The organism is Streptomyces sp. NPDC088553, from assembly GCF_044752965.1.
Lineage (GTDB): Bacteria > Actinomycetota > Actinomycetes > Streptomycetales > Streptomycetaceae > Streptomyces.
On sequence record NZ_JBIVMG010000005.1, the window covers coordinates 193,508 to 209,583 of the forward strand.

Consider the following 16,076-nt stretch of genomic DNA (forward strand, 5'->3'; position numbering starts at 1 on the left):
TTCCGTTGCGGGGAAGGCGGATTGACGCATCCACGCCATGGCGAGTCCACGCAGAGGCGAGCTATGGATTCGATTCGGGGGCCGGGACAGAATGGAGATGTCTTCAGGGAACGCCCGGCGGCACGGGCCCCCGGAAGCGGAATTCACATTCCAAGTCCTGGAGGAATCATGTCCATTGCGCAGAACACCGGAATCCGCAAGACCGTCCGTCAGCTCCTGGTCGCGGTGGCCGCCTGTACCGCCGTCGCGGGCGGCGCCACCTTCGCCGTCGGCTCCGACATCGACCACACGGTCACCCCGCAGACCGTCGCCGGCGTCGCCGAGGACAACGGCTGGCCGGTCGTTCCGCCGAAGCCGACCCCGACCAACTGACGTCACCCTCGCGAATTTCGCCGGCCGTATTCTCGCGCCGCCGGGCCCCGCAATCGCTGCCACGATTGCGGGGCCCCGGTATTTTCCGCGACCTCCGGCCCATTCCCTCGTTCCGGAGGTCAGTCCAGCCAGCCGAGCCGCACCGCACGCGCCCCCGCCTCGAAGCGGCTCGTCGCGCCCAGCTCCTGCATCAGCTCCGAGATCATCCGGCTGACCGTCCGCAGCGACACCCCGAGCGTGCGCGCGATCCGCTCGTCCTTCATCCCCGAGGCGAGCATGTGCAGCGCCGCCCGCTGCTGCTCCGAGAGACCGTCGCCGCCCGCCTCCGCCGCCGCCTCGTCGCCGTACGGCGTCGCCGTGTGCCAGCAGTGCTCGTACAGGCTCAGATACGGCCGTACGAGCGCGCTGCCCCGCGCCAGGATCGCGCCCTCGCCCGGCTCCTCGGGACGGATCGGCACGAGGGCGAACTGCTGGTCGGCGATGATCATGTTCATCGGGACCACGGGGGCCAGGCGGATCTCCACACCCAGCTCCGCCCGCTGCCCCAGGAACTTCTCCATCTGCGGGTCCGTGGCCTCCTGCCGGCCGTAGATGGCCCGCACCCGCACCCCGTTGGCGATCTGCCGCCGGTCCCGGTCGAGCATCCGGTCCGGGTTCTGCCGACCCGGCGTCCCCGGGTGCAGCGCCGCCGAACTCTCCTGCATCACATCGGTGATGTCCTCGATGGCCTGCTGGATCCTGCGGTAGTCGGTCAGCGCCTCGACGTGCGCCTCCGCCTTCGTCAGCGCCTCGGCCCGCAGATAGGAACCCGCGAGGATCTCCAGCGTGCTGTACGTCTCGTCCGCCTCCGCCAGGTGCTCCCGCAGCCGCTCACGCTCCCGCTCCAGGAGCCGGAGCAGCGCGATCTCCGGGTCGATCGCCGCCACCGTGTCCGTCTCGGAACGCCAACTGCCGTCCCGCAGGGCTGTGACGGTGGCGTGTGCCTGGCCCGTCGGCACGATCAGGCCCAGGGTGAGGAGTTCGCCGCGACATCGCTCGTACTCCTCCGGCGCGAGCCCGAGTTCCCTGCGGACCTCCCCGAAGTCCGAGACGCCCCGACGGCGCAGCTCCTGGTACACGGCAAGCAGGACCTCGGTCGTGCCGTCCCCGATGCCGTCGCCCCCAGTGACCATGGCGAAGTGACCCCCTCATCCTCCGAGTCGCCCCGCCCTCACCTTGTCATACGGCTCGGCGGGAGTCCGTCCTGCAATGCCCGTACCCGTACCTGCACCTACCGTGTCGCACCGGAACTCCTCGTACTAGGAACCCTGTTCGGACCCCTCGCCGTCGAGCAGGCCGAGCCGCGCCGCCTTCACCCCGGCCTCGAAGCGGCTCGCCGCGCCCAGTTCCTGCATGACCTCCGAGAGCAGCCGGCTGACGGTCCGGAGCGACACCCCGAGACTCCGCGCGATCTGCTCGTCCTTGATGCCCGAGGCCAGCATGTGCAGCGCGACCCGCTGCTGGTCGGACAGCCCGTCGCCGTCACCGCCGCTCCCGCCGGGCTCCTCGCCGTACCGGGAGGCCGCCTGCCAGCAGTACTCGTACAGGGCGAGATAGGAGCGGACGAGGCCGGGGCCGCGGGCCAGGATGGTGGGCGAGTCCGGGTCGTGCGGGTCCGTCGGCAGCAGGGCGAAGTTCTCGTCGGCGAGGACCATGTTCATCGGGACGACGGGGGAGAGCCGCAGCTCGACGCCGAGCGCGGCCCGGTCGGCCAGGTGCTGCGTCATCTCGGGCACGGTGCCGACCCGCCGGCTGTACATGGCGCGGACCCGCACCCCGCGGGCCGCCCGGCAGCGGTCCCGGTCCAGCTCGGCGGCCATGTCCTCACGGCGTACGGACCCCGTGTGCATGACGTGGACGGCGGTACGGACGGAGGCGGTGAGCTCGGTCAGCTCGCGCAGCACCCGCTGCGGGTCGGTGACGATCTCCACCTCGACCTCGGAGCGGGGCGCGGCCCCGGCGCGCAGGAACGGTCCGGCGAGGGATTCGAGGGCGGTGTGCGCACGGCTGGTCGCGGCGAGGCGCTCCTGGAGCCGGTCACGCTCCCGGCGGAGCAGCCGCAGCAGGGCGACGTCGGGGTCGACGACGGTCCGGTCGCCGGAGCGGCCCGAGGCGGTGAGTCCTAACGCGGCGAGTTCCTCGCGACATCGCTCCCGCTCCTCGGCGGAGAGCTCCAGGCCGTCCGCGACCTGGTCGAAGGTGCTGCCGGGGCGGGTGCGGAGCTCCTGGTAGACGGCGAGAGCCTGCTCGCTGCCCGCGCGGGACACGGCGGCGTTTCTGGACACGGCGCAGCAGACTCCCCTCGGATCCACGCGGATCCTGTTGAATCGCCCCGCTAGACCCTGCCACAAAATCGAACGACACGCACGGAGTTGAACAGGGGTCAGGCGCCGGGGGCGCCTGCCCGGCAATCGGGGCACAGGCCCTTGAACACGATCTCCGCGTCGTCGACCCGCCACTCCGGAAGGGCGCCCTCGGGCGGCTTCGGCGCGGCCGCCGCGACGTTCTCCACGCGGCCGCACACCGTGCACAGCGCGTGCTGGTGCGCGGGACCCGAGATCTCGAAGACCGCGGGCAGGCCGGGCCGGTCGAACTTGCTGACCAGGCCCGTCTCCTGGAAGTGCCGCAGCATCTCGTACACGGCCTGGCTGGTCAGCGTGCCGAGCCGCTCGCGGGCGGTCGTGGTGATCGCCTCGACGTCGAGATGGCCGCCGGCGGCGAGCACCGTGAGCACCTCCAGGCGCGGGCCCGTGACCCGCAGCCCGACGTCGCGCAGGCGCTGGATCACCGCCTCGCGGCCCGTCAGCTCTTCCACGACTGCCATCTTCTCCGCCCGCCCGCCATCTGGTCGGCTCAAACTTTTGTCGGCATCGTACCTCTTGCTCGTCAACCTCGTCAGGGCTCTTCGTCCGTCCGGCCGGCCGGACGGACGTGCCTCCGGCGGTGCGTCCAGCCGTCCCTCCGGTCAGTCGTCCGTCCGGCAGACGAGCAGGACGGACTCGGTCCGCTCGTCGATCCGGTGCCGCCGCCGGCCCTCGATGTGCAGGCCCGCCGCGTGCAGTTCCGCCGAGAGTCGCTCGGGGTCGACGATCCACTTGTCGGTGGTCAGCACGACCCGCTCGGTGGACAGCTTCCCGGTCCTCGCCGCGTAGTACGTGATCCGCTCGCTCATCGACGGCAGGTCGAAGACCTGCCGGGCCACCACCCACTCGTCGATGCCGTCGAAGCGGGGCACCTGGAACGCCCAGGTCCGCCGCGGCTCCGCGATGAGCCCCGGCAGCTGGTGCGCCGTGTAGTCGAGGGCGAGCGCCCCGCCCGTCTGCAGATGGGACGCCACCTCCCGCAGCAGCTCGGGCCGCCGTGCCGGGGGTACGGCGGTGACCATCGCGCCCGCGAGCAGCGCGAGCCGGTAGCTGCCGTCGAGCCGGAGCTCGGTGAGGTCCGTCCGGTGGGTGACGACGAGCCCGGCCACCTGCGGACCGATCCGGCGGGCCCAGCCGTCGAGGCGCTCAAGGGCCGAGGCGTCCCGGTCCACGGCTTCCACGGCGAAGCCGTGCCGGGCGAACGGGACGGCGAGCCGCCCGGCGCCGGAGCCGAGGTCCAGAACGGGTCCGCCGGTGGAGCGGGCGAGGCTGAGGTACCGGATGATGTCCGCGCTGTGCGGGCCGAGCAGGGCGTCGTGCAGCCAGCCGGAGTTCTCGTCGGCGGGGGAGACGGATTCGAGCCCGGGCAGGGTGTCCGAGGTGACCCGGACGCCGGCCCCGGGGCCCGGTTCCGGCTCCCGGCCGTATCGGGACGGCAGGACCGGAGCGAACGTCGCGGGCACGACGGGCAGGGAAGTGCCGCTCGGTGTGTGCATCGCTCCTCCAGGGGCTCGCTCGGTCCATGCCGTCCGGGCGAGGTACCCGTGCCGCCGGGGCCCGCGCCGCTGGACCCATCCTGACCTGGGGGAGGAACCCCGATCCAGCGGATCGGGCTGCGTGAACACGCGATGGCGTGGATCTGCCACGCCCGGGAGTACGGCTGCCGCTACAGCGTTCTGCTCCAGCGCCTGGCGGAGAGGGCGGCGAAGCCCAGGTGGGTGTAGAAGGGCAGGGCCGGGTCCGCCTCCGCGGGGAGTTCCACCCGCTGGTCCCCGGCCCCGAAGTTCCGCATCCGGTCCGTGGCCGCCGCGAGCAGGGCCGTACCCACGCCCCGGCGGCGGGAGCCGGACGCCACCGCGAGGGCGTACACCTCGCCCTCGCCCGGCACCGGGACACCGCCCGCGGCGACACCGACGACCGTGCCCTCCGTGTCGGTCGCGACGAGCCAGCCGAGCCAGCCGGGCGCGCCCCCGGGAATTTCAATTTCCGCGCGTATGCGGGGGAGTGCGCATTGTGCGGAGATCAGCCGTCGCATCGGGATTTCGTCCAGGATTCCCGCGTAGCTGCTCCGAATGACGTCGGCGAGCAGCCTGGATATCGTCGTCGCATCGCCGGCCGCGGCCGTCCGAACGCCAGCCAGCTGCATCGGTTCTGTACCCTTCGACGTGCCGAGCCCGAGCCCCAACATACCCACAATAGCGGGGAATTCAGTTGTTCGTGACCGATGCGAAATCTACGAATTCGCTTAGTAAATAGCGCGGTTCGACAGGTCGGACGTACTGATCGGACGTACTGAAGCGAGTCAATTAACCGGGGAAGGAACAGCAGGCGACGATCAAGGGCGTCATCGCGAGACCGGCGGCCGCGATGGTCATCAGACCGCGCAGGACGGGATGTCCGGCGCTGTGCGGGGTGAGGATGCGCCGCATCCGCAGCGCCGCCGACGGCCCGCCCGCCGCGAACGCGGACCGCGGCGCCCGCCCCGACGCGAGCGCGTACAGCGCCGTGGCCAGCGCGTCCCGCGTGCACCGGCGCAACGCCCGGTCGTCCGCGGCCATTTCGAGCAGCAGCGGTACGGAGCCCTCCCCGTGCCGCGCGAGCGGCAGGCGCGAGAACACGGCGGCGAAGGCCTCCGCCGCGGCCACGAGGAGATGGTGGCGCCCCGCGATGTGGGCCCGCTCGTGCGCGAGCGCCGCCGCGAGCTGCGCGGGGGTGAGGGTGTCCACCGCGCCCGAGGAGACGACGACCCGGCGCGAGCGGCCCGGCAGGCAGTACACGGCGGGGCGCTCGTCGTCGAGGACGGTGGCCCGCAGCGCGGGGTCGTACCGTCCGACGAGCCGCAGCACCCCCGCGTGCCGCACCCGCACCCGGCGGGCCCTGACCAGCCGGCGGACGAACGCGGCGGCGGGCAGCGAGAGCACGGCGAGGGAGAGCGCGAGGGCGAACCGCTCGCGCCCGTCGAGGCCCAGGAGCTGCTCGACCGTGGGCGGTTCGAGCGCGAACATCATGTCCGCGAGGCGGTGGCTGCTGGCGCTCGACAGGACCAGCTGGGCCGGCAGGAGGGCGGTCGCGGCTGCGAAGGCGGTGCCGCACGCGGCCCACACGCCGAGGGCGAGCCGGGGTGCCTGCTGGGCCCAGCGCGCCCGGACGAGCAGCCAGGGGACGAGGAAGCCGGTGAGGACGAAGAGGCCGAGCGGGACGAGGACGTGATGGTTCACGTTCACGCGCCGCCCCCGCCCCCGCCGCCGGGGTGCGGGTCGTGGTCCCCGCGGGCGGCGCGGAGGGCCGCGTCGAGGGCGTCCATGTCCTCGTCCGAGATGACCTCGACGAACCGGAGGAGGGCGGCGGGCCGGTCCTGGCTGTCGCCGAGGGCGTCCCGCATCAGGCCCGCGGTGTACTCCTCGCGGCTGCGGACGGGCTCGTACAGCCAGGCCCGGCCGGCCTTCTCGCGGCGGAGCCAGCCCTTGCGGTGCAGGATGTCCGCGACGGTCATGACGGTCGTGTAGGCGACCCGCCGGCCGCGGTTGATGTCGTCGACGATCTCGCGGACCGTGGCGGGCCGCTGCCAGGCCCACAGTCGGTCCATGATCTCGGCCTCCAGCTCTCCCAGCCGGCGCACGTGCATCCCCTCCCCCTACGGGCGGCTCATCGTACGGGCCGGTCCCCTCGCTCAGGTATACCCCCCAGGGGTACGCTGGCGGGATGTCGACCCTCCTGAAGATCCCTACGCGGAACCGCCCCTGCGTGACGGTCTGCGGCTCCGGTCCGCCCGGAACGGTGGAGCTGGTGCTCCTCCGGCAGCTGCTCGGCCTCTGTCTCCGGCTGAGTCTCACGCTGTCCGCCGACTGTCCCTCACGCAAGGGCGGTTGACCCCGCCTGCCTAGTCCGTCAGGTCACCGGGCCGCGCCCGGATCCGTGGCACCCGGTCACGTCCGGATCAGCCGGGCGATCGCCTTCGACGCCTCGCCCACCTTCACCTTCGCCTGGTCCCCGCCCTGGGCGATGGCCTCCGTGACGCAGCAGCTCAGATGCTCGTCGAGCAGGGCCACCGCGCAGGACTGGAGGGCCGCGTTGATCGCGGAGACCTGGGTGAGGACGTCGATGCAGTAGACGTCCTCGTCGACCATCCGCTGCACCCCCCTGACCTGGCCCTCGATCCGGCGCAGGCGTCTGATGATGTCTTCCTTGTGCTGTCCGTAACCGGCCACGGCAGTCTCCCCGTCACATCGCTAGTCGGCGTCACATCACTTGTCGGCGGCCTGGAAACCCCGCAGCCGGAGGCTGTTGCCGACCACGAAGACCGAGGAGAAGGCCATGGCCGCGCCCGCGATCATCGGGTTGAGCAGTCCGGCCGCGGCGAGCGGCAGGGCCGCCACGTTGTAGGCGAAGGCCCAGAAGAGGTTCGAGCGGATCGTGCCGAGCGTCCTGCGGGAGAGCCGGATCGCGTCGGCCGCGGCCCGCAGGTCTCCCCGTACGAGGGTCAGGTCGCCGGCCTCGATGGCGGCGTCCGTTCCGGTGCCCATGGCCAGACCGAGGTCGGCCTGGGCGAGCGCGGCCGCGTCGTTGACGCCGTCGCCGACCATGGCGACCGAACGGCCCTCCGTCTGGAGCCTCTTGACGACGTCGACCTTGTCCTGCGGCATGACCTCGGCGATGACCTCGTCGATGCCGACCTCGGCGGCGACGGCCTCGGCGACCGCCTTGTTGTCACCGGTGAGCAGGATCGGGGTGAGGCCGAGCGCGCGGAGCCGCCTGATGGCCTCGGCGCTGGTCTCCTTCACCGCGTCGGCGACCTCGAGGACCGCGCGGGCCTCGCCGTCCCAAGCCACGGCGATCGCGGTCCTGCCGGCCTTCTCCGCGGTGTCCTTCGCGGACTTGAGGTCGGCGGGGAGCGCCATGGACCATTCGTCGAGGAGCTTCTCGCGGCCGACGAGGACGGCGTGGCCGTCGACGACGCCCTGGACGCCGAGTCCAGGGATGTTGGCGAAGTCCTCGGGGGTGGGCAGGGTGCCCACCTTGGCGGCGGCGCCGGTGGCGACGGCCTGGGCGATCGGGTGCTCGGAGGAGTGCTCCAGGGCGCCCGCGAGCCGCAGGACGTCCATCTCGCCGGCAGCACTGTCGCCCTCGGCGGTGTGGACCTTGATGAGGGTCATCCGGCCGGTGGTGACGGTGCCGGTCTTGTCGAGGACGATCGTGTCGACCTTGCGGGTGGTCTCCAGGACCTCGGGTCCCTTGATGAGGATGCCGAGCTGCGCGCCGCGGCCGGTGCCGACCATGAGGGCGGTCGGGGTGGCCAGGCCGAGGGCGCAGGGGCAGGCGATGATCAGGACGGCGACGGCGGCGGTGAAGGCGGCGGTCAGCCCCTGTCCCGTGCCCAGCCAGAAGCCGAGGGTGCCGAGCGCGAGCGCGATGACGATGGGGACGAAGACGGCCGAGATCCGGTCGGCGAGGCGCTGGGCGGCGGCCTTGCCGTTCTGCGCGTCCTCGACGAGCTTGGCCATCCGGGCGAGCTGGGTGTCGGCGCCGACGCGGGTGGCCTCGACGACGAGGCGGCCGCCGGCGTTCAGGGTGGCGCCGGTGACGGAGTCGCCGACGGAGACCTCGACCGGGACGGACTCGCCGGTGAGCATGGAGGCGTCCACTGCGGAGGATCCCTCGACGACGGTGCCGTCGGTGGCGATCTTCTCCCCGGGGCGGACCAGGAAGCGGTCGCCGACCTGGAGTTCGGCGGTGGGTGCGGTGACCTCGCGGCCGCCGCGCAGGACGGTGACCTCCTTGGCGCCCAGCTGCATCAGCGCCTTGAGGGCGGCGCCCGCCTTGCGCTTCGAGCGGGCCTCGAAGTACCGGCCGGCGAGGATGAAGGCGGTGACGCCGGCCGCAGCCTCCAGGTAGATGTTCCCGGCGCCGTCGGTCCGGGCGATGGTGAACTCGAACGGGTGGGTCATCCCCGGCGTACCGGCGGTCCCGAGGAACAGCGCCCACAGGGACCACAGGAAGGCGGCGATCGTGCCGACCGAGATCAGCGTGTCCATGGTGGCGGCGCCGTGCCGGGCGTTCGTCCAGGCGGCGCGGTGGAACGGCCAGGCGGCGTAGACGACGACCGGCGCGGCGAGCGTGAGGCTCAGCCACTGCCAGTACTCGATCTGGAGCGCCGGGACCATCGCCATGGCGATGACGGGCACGGCGAGGGCGACGGCGGTGACCAGCCGCTGCTTGAGGGGCCGCAGCTCCTCGTCGGCCCGCTCCTCGTCGGAGGGGCCGTCGGGGGCGCCGGGGGTCTCGGACCGTGGGGGCGCGGGCTCGGCCGCGGTGTAGCCGGTGGCCTCGACGGTGGCGATGAGGTCGGCGACGTCGATGTCGGCGTCGAAGGTGACCTTCGCCTTCTCGGTGGCGTAGTTGACGGTGGCCTCGACCCCGTCGATCCGGTTGAGCTTCTTCTCGATGCGGGCCGCACACGAGGCGCAGGTCATGCCGCCGATGGCGAGCTCGACCTGGGCGCTGCCCGGTGTCGTCGTTGTCATTAGCTCTTCCTGCTCCTCGTGCGTACGGGTGTCGGGGGCCGGGGCCCGGGGATGGTGGGCGGGCCCCGGCGGCCGAGGGGGCTGTCGGTCAGGCGCGGCCGGTGAGCTCGTAGCCCGCGTCGTCGACCGCCGCGGTGATCGCCGCGTCGTCGGGTTCGCCGCCGGTGGTCACGGTGACGAGGCCGCCGTCCACGTCGACGTCGACGGAGATGACGCCGTCGAGCGCGCTGACGGACTTGGTGATCGCGGTCCTGCAGTGGCCGCAGGTCATGCCGGTGACGGCGTAGACCGTGACGGTGCTGTCGGCGACCGCGACGGCGGTGGCCTCCGTGGTGGTCGAGCAGCTGTTGTCGGGGGTGCAGCAGGAGCCCATGGCTTCTCCTCGGTCGGTTCCGGTGGGGCGGGATACCCTCGGGGGGTATCGGCTTCGATTCCAATGTATACCCCCCTCCCGTATTCCACGCAAGCAGTTCCCTGGCTTGACTTGATACCCCCCAGGGGTATGGTGAAGTGCATGGAACGGCTACCGACGCCGCCACCACCCACGTACGGGAGAGCAGCCATGAACACCGGAGTGAAGATCACTGCCTATGCCGCCGCGCTCGCCGCGACCTTCGGGGCCGCCTACGGAGTGGGCACGGGCGTCGGCCCCGTCGAGGAGCCGAGGACGGCCGGGCACGGGGAGCACGCGGCCGCGCCCGCGCCGTCGAAGAGCGCGGCGGCGGACGGCCACGCCGGGCACGAGGAGGGCGCCGCCGCGGACACCCCCGGCGCCGCCGCGGACACCCCCGGCGGCCTCCAGATCTCCGAGGGCGGCTACACCCTGGCCATGGAGACCCCCGTCCCCGCCGCGGGCAGGAGCACCCTGACGTTCTCCATCAAGGACTCGGCCGGCAGGAAGGTCACCGCGTTCACCACCGAGCACGGCAAGGAGCTGCACTTCATCGTCGCCTCGCGCGACCTCAACACCTTCCGCCACCTGCACCCCGTGAAGGCGGCCGACGGCACCTGGTCGGTGGCCGCGGACCTGCCCGCCGCCGGCGGCTACAAGGCCTTCGCCGACTTCAAGCCCGCCGCGCCCGGCGCCCGGAACGTCACGCTCGGCGTCGACCTCTCCGTCCCGGGGGCGTACGCGCCGAAGCCGCTGCCCGCCGTCGCCCCGACCGCCACCGTCGACGGCTACCAGGTGCGCCTCGGCGGCACCCTGAACCCCGGCAAGGCCGGCGAACTCCGGCTCACCGTCACCAAGGCCGGAAAGCCGGTCACCGACCTGGAGCCCTACCTCGGGGCATACGGGCACCTCGTCGCCCTGCGCGACGGCGACCTCGCCTACCTCCACGTGCACCCCAACGAGGGCGGCCCCGGCCCCGACGTCTCCTTCACGGCGACGGCACCCAGCGCCGGCACGTACCGCCTGTTCCTCGACTTCCAGCACGAGGGGACGGTGCGGACGGCGGCCTTCACGGTGACGGCGGGCGCGACCGGGGCGGGGTCCACCGCCGCCGGCAAGGCGCCCGTTCCCGCAGCCGGTGAGGCCACGCACGATGCGGGAGACCACGCGCACGGCTAGGCTGGTCATTGGACTAGACCTGTAGAGACGCATTCATGGAGGAATGGGCTCGATGAGCAACCGTGCAGTCCTTGAGGTGATCGCCCTCGACGAGGAAGACGCGGTCGCTGCCCAGACCGGTGGAGCCGACAGGCTCGAACTCGTCACCGACATGGCGGCGGACGGACTCACCCCGTCCCGGACCGGCTTCGCCGCCATCCGCGCCGCCGTCGACATCCCGCTGCGCGTGATGCTCCGCCTCGCAGACGGCTTCTCGGCCGGCGGCCCCGAGGGCGTCGACGCCCTGGTGGCCCGGGCCCTGGACCTGCGCGAGGCGGGCGCCGACGAGTTCGTCCTCGGCTTCCTCACCCCCGACGGCGAGCCCGACCTGGTGGCCGTCGAGCGCCTCATCGCCGTCCTCGACGGCTGCCGCTGGACCTTCCACCGGGCGATCGACCGCACCGCAGACCGCGACGGACTGCGCAAGCGGCTCGCCGACCTGCCCGGCCTCGACACCTATCTGACGGCCGGCGCCGCCACCGGCGTCGACGACGGCCTTGCCACCCTCAAGGCCGAGGCCGCCCGCGCGGGCGAACCCGGCTACGAGGCCCAGATCCTCGTCGGCGGTGGCCTCCGCCTCGATCACCTCCCCGGTCTGCGCGCGGCGGGCCTGGACGCCTTCCACATCGGCGGTGCGGCCCGCCCCCAGGGCTGGGCGGCCCCGGTCTCGGCGGACGCGGTACGGACGTGGCGCGAGGCGCTGGACGCGTAGGGGTTCCGGCGGCGGGCCCGAGCGCACGGGACCGGCTCGGGCGGGCACCCGGGACCGGCGGCGCGGCGGCTCGGGGACGGGCGGCCCGGGACCGGCGGCGCGGCGGCTCGGGGGACGGGCGGCCCGGGTGCGGCGCTCGGGACCGGCCCTCCGGACCGGCTCGGGGCGGGCGCGAAAATGCCTCGCCCGCGGCGGCGAACGCTCGTTAGCCTCCCCGGTATGGCAGCCACCCCGATGCAACCCGGCGAGCTCGACATCGACACCGCACTCGCCGAGAGGCTCGTCGCCGGGCGGTTCCCCGAGTGGGCGGGCCTCCCGGTACGGCGCGTGGACTCGGCCGGGACGGACAACGTGATGTTCCGCCTCGGCGACGACCTCGTCGTACGGCTGCCCCGCGTCCCCTACGCCGCGCGCCACGTCGAGAAGGAACAGCGCTGGCTGCCCCTGCTCGCCCCGCACCTGCCGCTGGACGTCCCGGTCCCGGTGGGGCGGGCCGCGGCGAGCGCCGAGTTCCCGTGGCCCTGGTCGGTCTACCGCTGGCTCGACGGCGACGACACGTACGACGTCCCGCTCACCGACCTCGCCCACGCGGCCGTCGCGCTGGGCCGCTTCGGCGCCGCCCTGCGCGCCGTCGACGCGAGCGACGGGCCCGCGTCCTTCCGCGGCGGCCACGTCACCAGCTGGGAGGAAGGCCACCTGCCGGGCGTCATCCGCGACTTCGGCGCCGAGGGCCTGATCGACGCGGACCTCGCCACGGCCGCCTGGGAGGCCGTCCTGCGGCTCCCGCAGTGGGACGGCCCGCCGGTCTGGGTCCACGGCGACCTGCTGCCGGGCAACCTGCTCGGCCGCGACGGCCGCCTCAGCGCCGTCATCGACTTCGGCGGCGTCGGTACGGGCGACCCGGCCTGCGACACGATGCCCGCCTGGACCCTGTTCACCGCCCGCACCCGCCCGCTCTTCCGCGAGGCGGCCCGCGTCGACGACGCGACCTGGGCACGGGGGCGCGGCTGGGCCCTGGCCTGGGGCCTGGTGACCGAGCACTACTACCGCGAGACGAACCCGGTGCTCGCGGCCGTCGCCCGCCGCACCCGCACCGAGGCGCTCGCGGAGTACGCGGGGTCGATCACCCCCTAGGAGTGTCTAGCGGACGACGTCGAAGACGTTCTTCTGGATGCCGTTGGAGTACGTCTCGTGCTCGACGAGCTCCAGCTTCTGCGTGTCCTTGTCCGTCTGGCTGAACAGCCGCTTGCCCGCGCCGAGCAGCAGCGGGAAGACGAGCAGGTGGTACCGGTCGATCAGACCGGCGTCGGAGAGCGCACGGCCCAGCGAGGCGCTGCCGTGCATGATGATCGGGCCGCCCTCGGTCTCCTTCAGCGCCGCGACCTCGTCGAGCGAGCGCAGGATCGTGGTCTCGCCCCAGTTGTCGACGAGGTCGTCCTCGGTGAGGGTCGTGGACACGACGTACTTCGGCAGCGTCTTGTAGCGGGCGAAGTCCTCCATGCCGGGCCAGACGGCGCTGAACGCCTCGTAGCTGGCCCGGCCGAGCAGCATCGCGCCGGCCTCCTCCTGCTCCTGGCTCTTCAGCGCGTACGCCTCCGGAACGAACTCCACCTCCTTGAAGGTCCAGCCCGAGTTCCGGTAACCGGGCTCGCCGCCCGGAGCCTCCACGACACCGTCGAGCGAGACGAAGACGGAGCTGATCAGGGTACGCATCTGGGTTCTCCCGTAAGGTTCATGACGGCCGCTCAGCCCTGGCGCTCAGCAGCGAACACAAACCTATAGACCGGCGCTCTCGAAGAAACTCATCGGTCGCCGGCCGATGCGTCCGCGTCGCCCTCCGGTGCGGCGACGAGCTCCACCTCGAACCCGTCGGCGTTCTCCAGGTAGGCCGCGTAGACGCCCTCGCCCCCCCGCGTACGGATGGCGGTCGGCGAACAGCAGCCGCCAGCCGTGCGACGGCGCGGCGTCGACGAGCGCGTCGACGGCGGCCCGGTCGCCGGCGTGGAACGCGAGGTGGTTCAGGCCGGGCCTCAGCCGGTCGTGCCGGTCCGACGTGCGGGCCGGGGACTGCTCGACGACGAGGTGGAAGGAGCCGAGCGCCCAGCTGCGACCGCCCTCCCAGCGCTGGAAGGGCTCGTACCCGAGGGCGCCGAGGAGCCAGCCGAAACTGGCCTCGGCCACCGCGAGATCCCCCACCCACACCTCGACGTGATGCGGTGCGCCGGGTCGGCTCACGGCTGCTCCAACTGCGAGGGGATCGGGGCGGAGTGAAGGACGGTCAGCCCGGACACGGCACGGGTCAGCGCCACGTACAGCCGGCGCAGACCGGTCCGCTCGTCCGGCTCGCCGTCGACGACGGCCGCGGGCTCGTCCAGGACCACGTAGTCGTACTCCAGGCCCTTCGCGAGCGAGGCCGGGACCAGCGTCAGCCGGGACTCGGCCGTGGTCTCCTCACCGGGGGAGAGGTACGCGAGCCCGGCGGCCGTCAGCGCCTCCGTGAGCGGGGCGATCCGCGCGTCGGCGGCGATCAGCCCGATGGAGCCGTCGTGGCCCAGCGCCTCGACACAGGCCGCGACGACGTCCCGGTCGAGCGCGTCCGTGTGCCGTACGTCCAGCGAACCCGGATTCTCCCGCACCGACTCCACCGCCGCGAGCCCCGGCGACATGTGCGGCAGGAGCCGCGAGGCGTACGCGATGACCTCACGCGGCACACGGAAACCGGCGGTCAGCTCCTCCACCACCGCCTCCGGCTTCCCCAGGTGCCCGAGCGCCTCCGCCCAGCTCGCCGTCGCCCACGGCGTCGTGCCCTGCGCGAGGTCGCCGAGGATGGTCGCCGAGCCGGTCGTGCACCGCCGGCCCACCGCCCGGTACTGCATCGGGGACAGGTCCTGCGCCTCGTCGAGGACGACGTGGCCGAGCGAGTGCGTCCGCTCCACCAGGTCCCGCGCCTCGTCGACGAGGACCGCGTCCGCCGCCGACCACTTCGCCGTCTTCACGCTCCGCGCGGGCTTCGCCCAGAGCAGCAGCTTCTGCTCGTCCTCGGTGAACAGCCCCTCGGCGTGCTCCGCCAGGAACTCCGCGTCGCCGAGCAGCCGGAGCACCAGCTTCGCGGGCTCCACCAGCGGCCAGCACTCCTTCACGACGGCCTTCACGGCCGTGTTGCGCGCGACGGCGTTCTGCACCCGGTCGTCGGGCGCCTCACCGGCCTCCTCCATCCGCACCAGGACCGAGTGCGCGATGCGCTGCGGCAGCGCCTCACGGGCGGCCCCGTACCGGATGTCGCGGTCCATCAACTCCCGGACGATCTCCTCCAGTTCGTACGCGGGCACCCGCCAGCGGCGCGAGCCGCGCACCACCATCAGGGACTCCTTGGGCAGCGCCACGTGCGAACGCACCGCGCGCCGCAGCAGCTCCGCCATCCGGGCGTCGCCCTTGACGACGGCGGTGGCGGCCTCGTCCGTGCCCCGCACCTCGACCTGCCCGCCGACGAGATCGTCGACGGTGGCCTGCTTGACCTCCAGCTCGCCGAGCGCGGGCAGGACCTGCTCGATGTAGTGCAGGAAGGACCGGTTGGGCCCGATGACCAGCGTCCCGGTCCGGGCCAGCCGCTCCCGGTGCGCGTACAGCAGATAGGCGACACGGTGCAGACCGACGGCGGTCTTCCCGGTCCCGGGCCCGCCCTGGACGCACACGGTCCCGGAGAGGTCGGACCGGACGATCCCGTCCTGCTCGGGCTGGATGGTGGCGACGATGTCCCGCATGGGGCCGACGCGGGGCCGCTCGATCTCGGCCTGGAGCAGCCGGCTGGTCTGTTCGAGCTCCTCGGGGTCGGAGAGGTGCTCGTCCTCGTACGCGGTGAGCTCGCCGCCCGTGTAGCCGAAGCGCCGGCGCAGCCCGACGTCCTGCGGGTCCTTCTTCGACGCCTGGTAGTACGGCTGCGAGACCGGCGCACGCCAGTCGATCACCATCGGGTCGCCGTCGGCGTCGTGCACGTGCCGCCGCCCGATGTAGAAGCGCTGGCCCTCCTGCGTGGTGTGCAGGTAGTCGAGCCGCCCGAAGAACAGCGGCGTGTGGGACAGGTCCGCGAGCGCCTTGATCCGGTCCTCGATCTGCCGCCCGAGCACCAGCGAGTTCACCCAGTTCGCGGTGACGTCCTTGATGTCGAGCGCCTCCACGTCCTCGCGCATCGCGCGCAGCGCGGCGCGGGAGGAGGTCAGATGGGCACGCTCGCGCGCGAGGGGATCGTCGGACACGGGCACGGACACGGCGGAGCCTCCGGGGAGAAGTACGCGGACACGTCGAGGTGGCCGCCGGTTACCGACCGGGCGGCGGCTCTCCACGGAGGGAGGCGGGGAAGCTGGCGAGTGTAACTCCTGGGCGGGGCCGGGGGCGAACGGTTTTCCCCCTTCTCCACCCCGTAGGGGACGGGGTCCGCCTCACGTCGGACACCGCCCCCGGCC

At 72.8% G+C, this 16,076-nt stretch carries 18 protein-coding genes; 5 read left to right on the forward strand and 13 right to left on the reverse strand.

Annotated elements, in window-relative coordinates:
* The first annotated feature begins 168 nt into the window (after positions 1-168).
* Entirely contained in the window at positions 169-372 is a 204-nt protein-coding gene (locus ACIP8Z_RS17640) for a hypothetical protein (protein ID WP_402084268.1), read from the forward strand.
* Positions 373-491: 119 nt separating this feature from the next.
* Here the strand turns inward: ACIP8Z_RS17640 and ACIP8Z_RS17645 are convergent, their stop codons facing one another.
* The 7 genes from ACIP8Z_RS17645 to ACIP8Z_RS17675 form a co-directional block, all read right to left on the reverse strand.
* Positions 492-1,544 (reverse strand): LuxR C-terminal-related transcriptional regulator, encoded by a 1,053-nt coding sequence (locus ACIP8Z_RS17645; RefSeq protein WP_402084270.1) that lies wholly within the window; start codon positions 1,542-1,544, stop codon positions 492-494.
* Positions 1,545-1,670: 126 nt separating this feature from the next.
* Positions 1,671-2,696 (reverse strand): LuxR C-terminal-related transcriptional regulator, encoded by a 1,026-nt coding sequence (locus ACIP8Z_RS17650; RefSeq protein WP_402084273.1) that lies wholly within the window; start codon positions 2,694-2,696, stop codon positions 1,671-1,673.
* Between the two features lie 98 nt (positions 2,697-2,794).
* Positions 2,795-3,235 (reverse strand): Fur family transcriptional regulator, encoded by a 441-nt coding sequence (locus ACIP8Z_RS17655; RefSeq protein WP_402084276.1) that lies wholly within the window; start codon positions 3,233-3,235, stop codon positions 2,795-2,797.
* Between the two features lie 141 nt (positions 3,236-3,376).
* The gene (locus tag ACIP8Z_RS17660; RefSeq protein WP_402084278.1) at positions 3,377-4,270 is read right to left on the reverse strand and encodes an SAM-dependent methyltransferase; all 894 of its coding nucleotides are present in this window, start codon (positions 4,268-4,270) and stop codon (positions 3,377-3,379) included.
* 170 nt (positions 4,271-4,440) lie between these two features.
* Positions 4,441-4,920 carry a GNAT family N-acetyltransferase gene (locus ACIP8Z_RS17665; protein ID WP_402084280.1) on the reverse strand — a complete coding sequence of 160 codons (480 nt, stop codon included), beginning with the start codon at positions 4,918-4,920 and terminating at the stop codon, positions 4,441-4,443.
* A gap of 160 nt (positions 4,921-5,080) precedes the next feature.
* Positions 5,081-5,998 (reverse strand): M56 family metallopeptidase, encoded by a 918-nt coding sequence (locus tag ACIP8Z_RS17670; RefSeq protein ID WP_402084283.1) that lies wholly within the window; start codon positions 5,996-5,998, stop codon positions 5,081-5,083.
* A complete protein-coding gene (locus tag ACIP8Z_RS17675) occupies positions 5,995-6,393 on the reverse strand; it encodes a BlaI/MecI/CopY family transcriptional regulator (RefSeq protein ID WP_402084286.1) in 399 nt (132 codons plus the stop codon). The genes ACIP8Z_RS17670 and ACIP8Z_RS17675 overlap by 4 nt, the downstream gene beginning before the upstream one ends.
* A gap of 83 nt (positions 6,394-6,476) precedes the next feature.
* On the opposite strand from ACIP8Z_RS17675, the gene ACIP8Z_RS17680 reads away from it, so the two are divergent.
* Positions 6,477-6,644 (forward strand): hypothetical protein, encoded by a 168-nt coding sequence (locus ACIP8Z_RS17680; RefSeq protein WP_383584904.1) that lies wholly within the window; start codon positions 6,477-6,479, stop codon positions 6,642-6,644.
* Between the two features lie 56 nt (positions 6,645-6,700).
* On the opposite strand, the gene ACIP8Z_RS17685 is transcribed toward ACIP8Z_RS17680, so the two are convergent.
* From ACIP8Z_RS17685 to ACIP8Z_RS17695, 3 genes are all read right to left on the reverse strand, one after another.
* Complete coding sequence (locus ACIP8Z_RS17685) at positions 6,701-6,982, reverse strand: metal-sensitive transcriptional regulator (RefSeq protein WP_015035316.1); 282 nt, start codon at positions 6,980-6,982, stop codon at positions 6,701-6,703.
* 36 nt (positions 6,983-7,018) lie between these two features.
* Positions 7,019-9,295, reverse strand: coding sequence for a heavy metal translocating P-type ATPase (locus ACIP8Z_RS17690; protein ID WP_402084288.1), 2,277 nt, complete (start codon positions 9,293-9,295; stop codon positions 7,019-7,021).
* Between the two features lie 88 nt (positions 9,296-9,383).
* Entirely contained in the window at positions 9,384-9,668 is a 285-nt protein-coding gene (locus ACIP8Z_RS17695) for a heavy-metal-associated domain-containing protein (protein ID WP_030322092.1), read from the reverse strand.
* A 189-nt stretch (positions 9,669-9,857) separates the two neighbouring features.
* Between ACIP8Z_RS17695 and ACIP8Z_RS17700 the strand changes: the two genes are divergently transcribed.
* The 3 genes from ACIP8Z_RS17700 to ACIP8Z_RS17710 all read left to right on the forward strand — a co-directional run bounded on the left by ACIP8Z_RS17700 (position 9,858) and on the right by ACIP8Z_RS17710 (position 12,750).
* Entirely contained in the window at positions 9,858-10,865 is a 1,008-nt protein-coding gene (locus ACIP8Z_RS17700) for a hypothetical protein (protein WP_402084291.1), read from the forward strand.
* A 52-nt stretch (positions 10,866-10,917) separates the two neighbouring features.
* Complete coding sequence (locus tag ACIP8Z_RS17705) at positions 10,918-11,616, forward strand: copper homeostasis protein CutC (RefSeq protein WP_402084293.1); 699 nt, start codon at positions 10,918-10,920, stop codon at positions 11,614-11,616.
* Positions 11,617-11,835: 219 nt separating this feature from the next.
* Entirely contained in the window at positions 11,836-12,750 is a 915-nt protein-coding gene (locus ACIP8Z_RS17710) for an aminoglycoside phosphotransferase family protein (RefSeq protein WP_402084294.1), read from the forward strand.
* A 6-nt stretch (positions 12,751-12,756) separates the two neighbouring features.
* Here ACIP8Z_RS17710 and ACIP8Z_RS17715 read toward each other — a convergent pair whose 3' ends face one another.
* The 3 genes from ACIP8Z_RS17715 to ACIP8Z_RS17725 all read right to left on the reverse strand — a co-directional run bounded on the left by ACIP8Z_RS17715 (position 12,757) and on the right by ACIP8Z_RS17725 (position 15,875).
* Complete coding sequence (locus ACIP8Z_RS17715) at positions 12,757-13,329, reverse strand: dihydrofolate reductase family protein (protein WP_319311027.1); 573 nt, start codon at positions 13,327-13,329, stop codon at positions 12,757-12,759.
* Positions 13,330-13,392: 63 nt separating this feature from the next.
* Positions 13,393-13,851: a VOC family protein gene (locus ACIP8Z_RS17720; RefSeq protein ID WP_402084297.1), complete on the reverse strand. Its 459-nt coding sequence runs from the start codon at positions 13,849-13,851 to the stop codon at positions 13,393-13,395.
* Entirely contained in the window at positions 13,848-15,875 is a 2,028-nt protein-coding gene (locus ACIP8Z_RS17725) for a HelD family protein (protein ID WP_402085285.1), read from the reverse strand. The genes ACIP8Z_RS17720 and ACIP8Z_RS17725 overlap by 4 nt, the downstream gene beginning before the upstream one ends.
* Positions 15,876-16,076 lie beyond the last annotated feature (201 nt).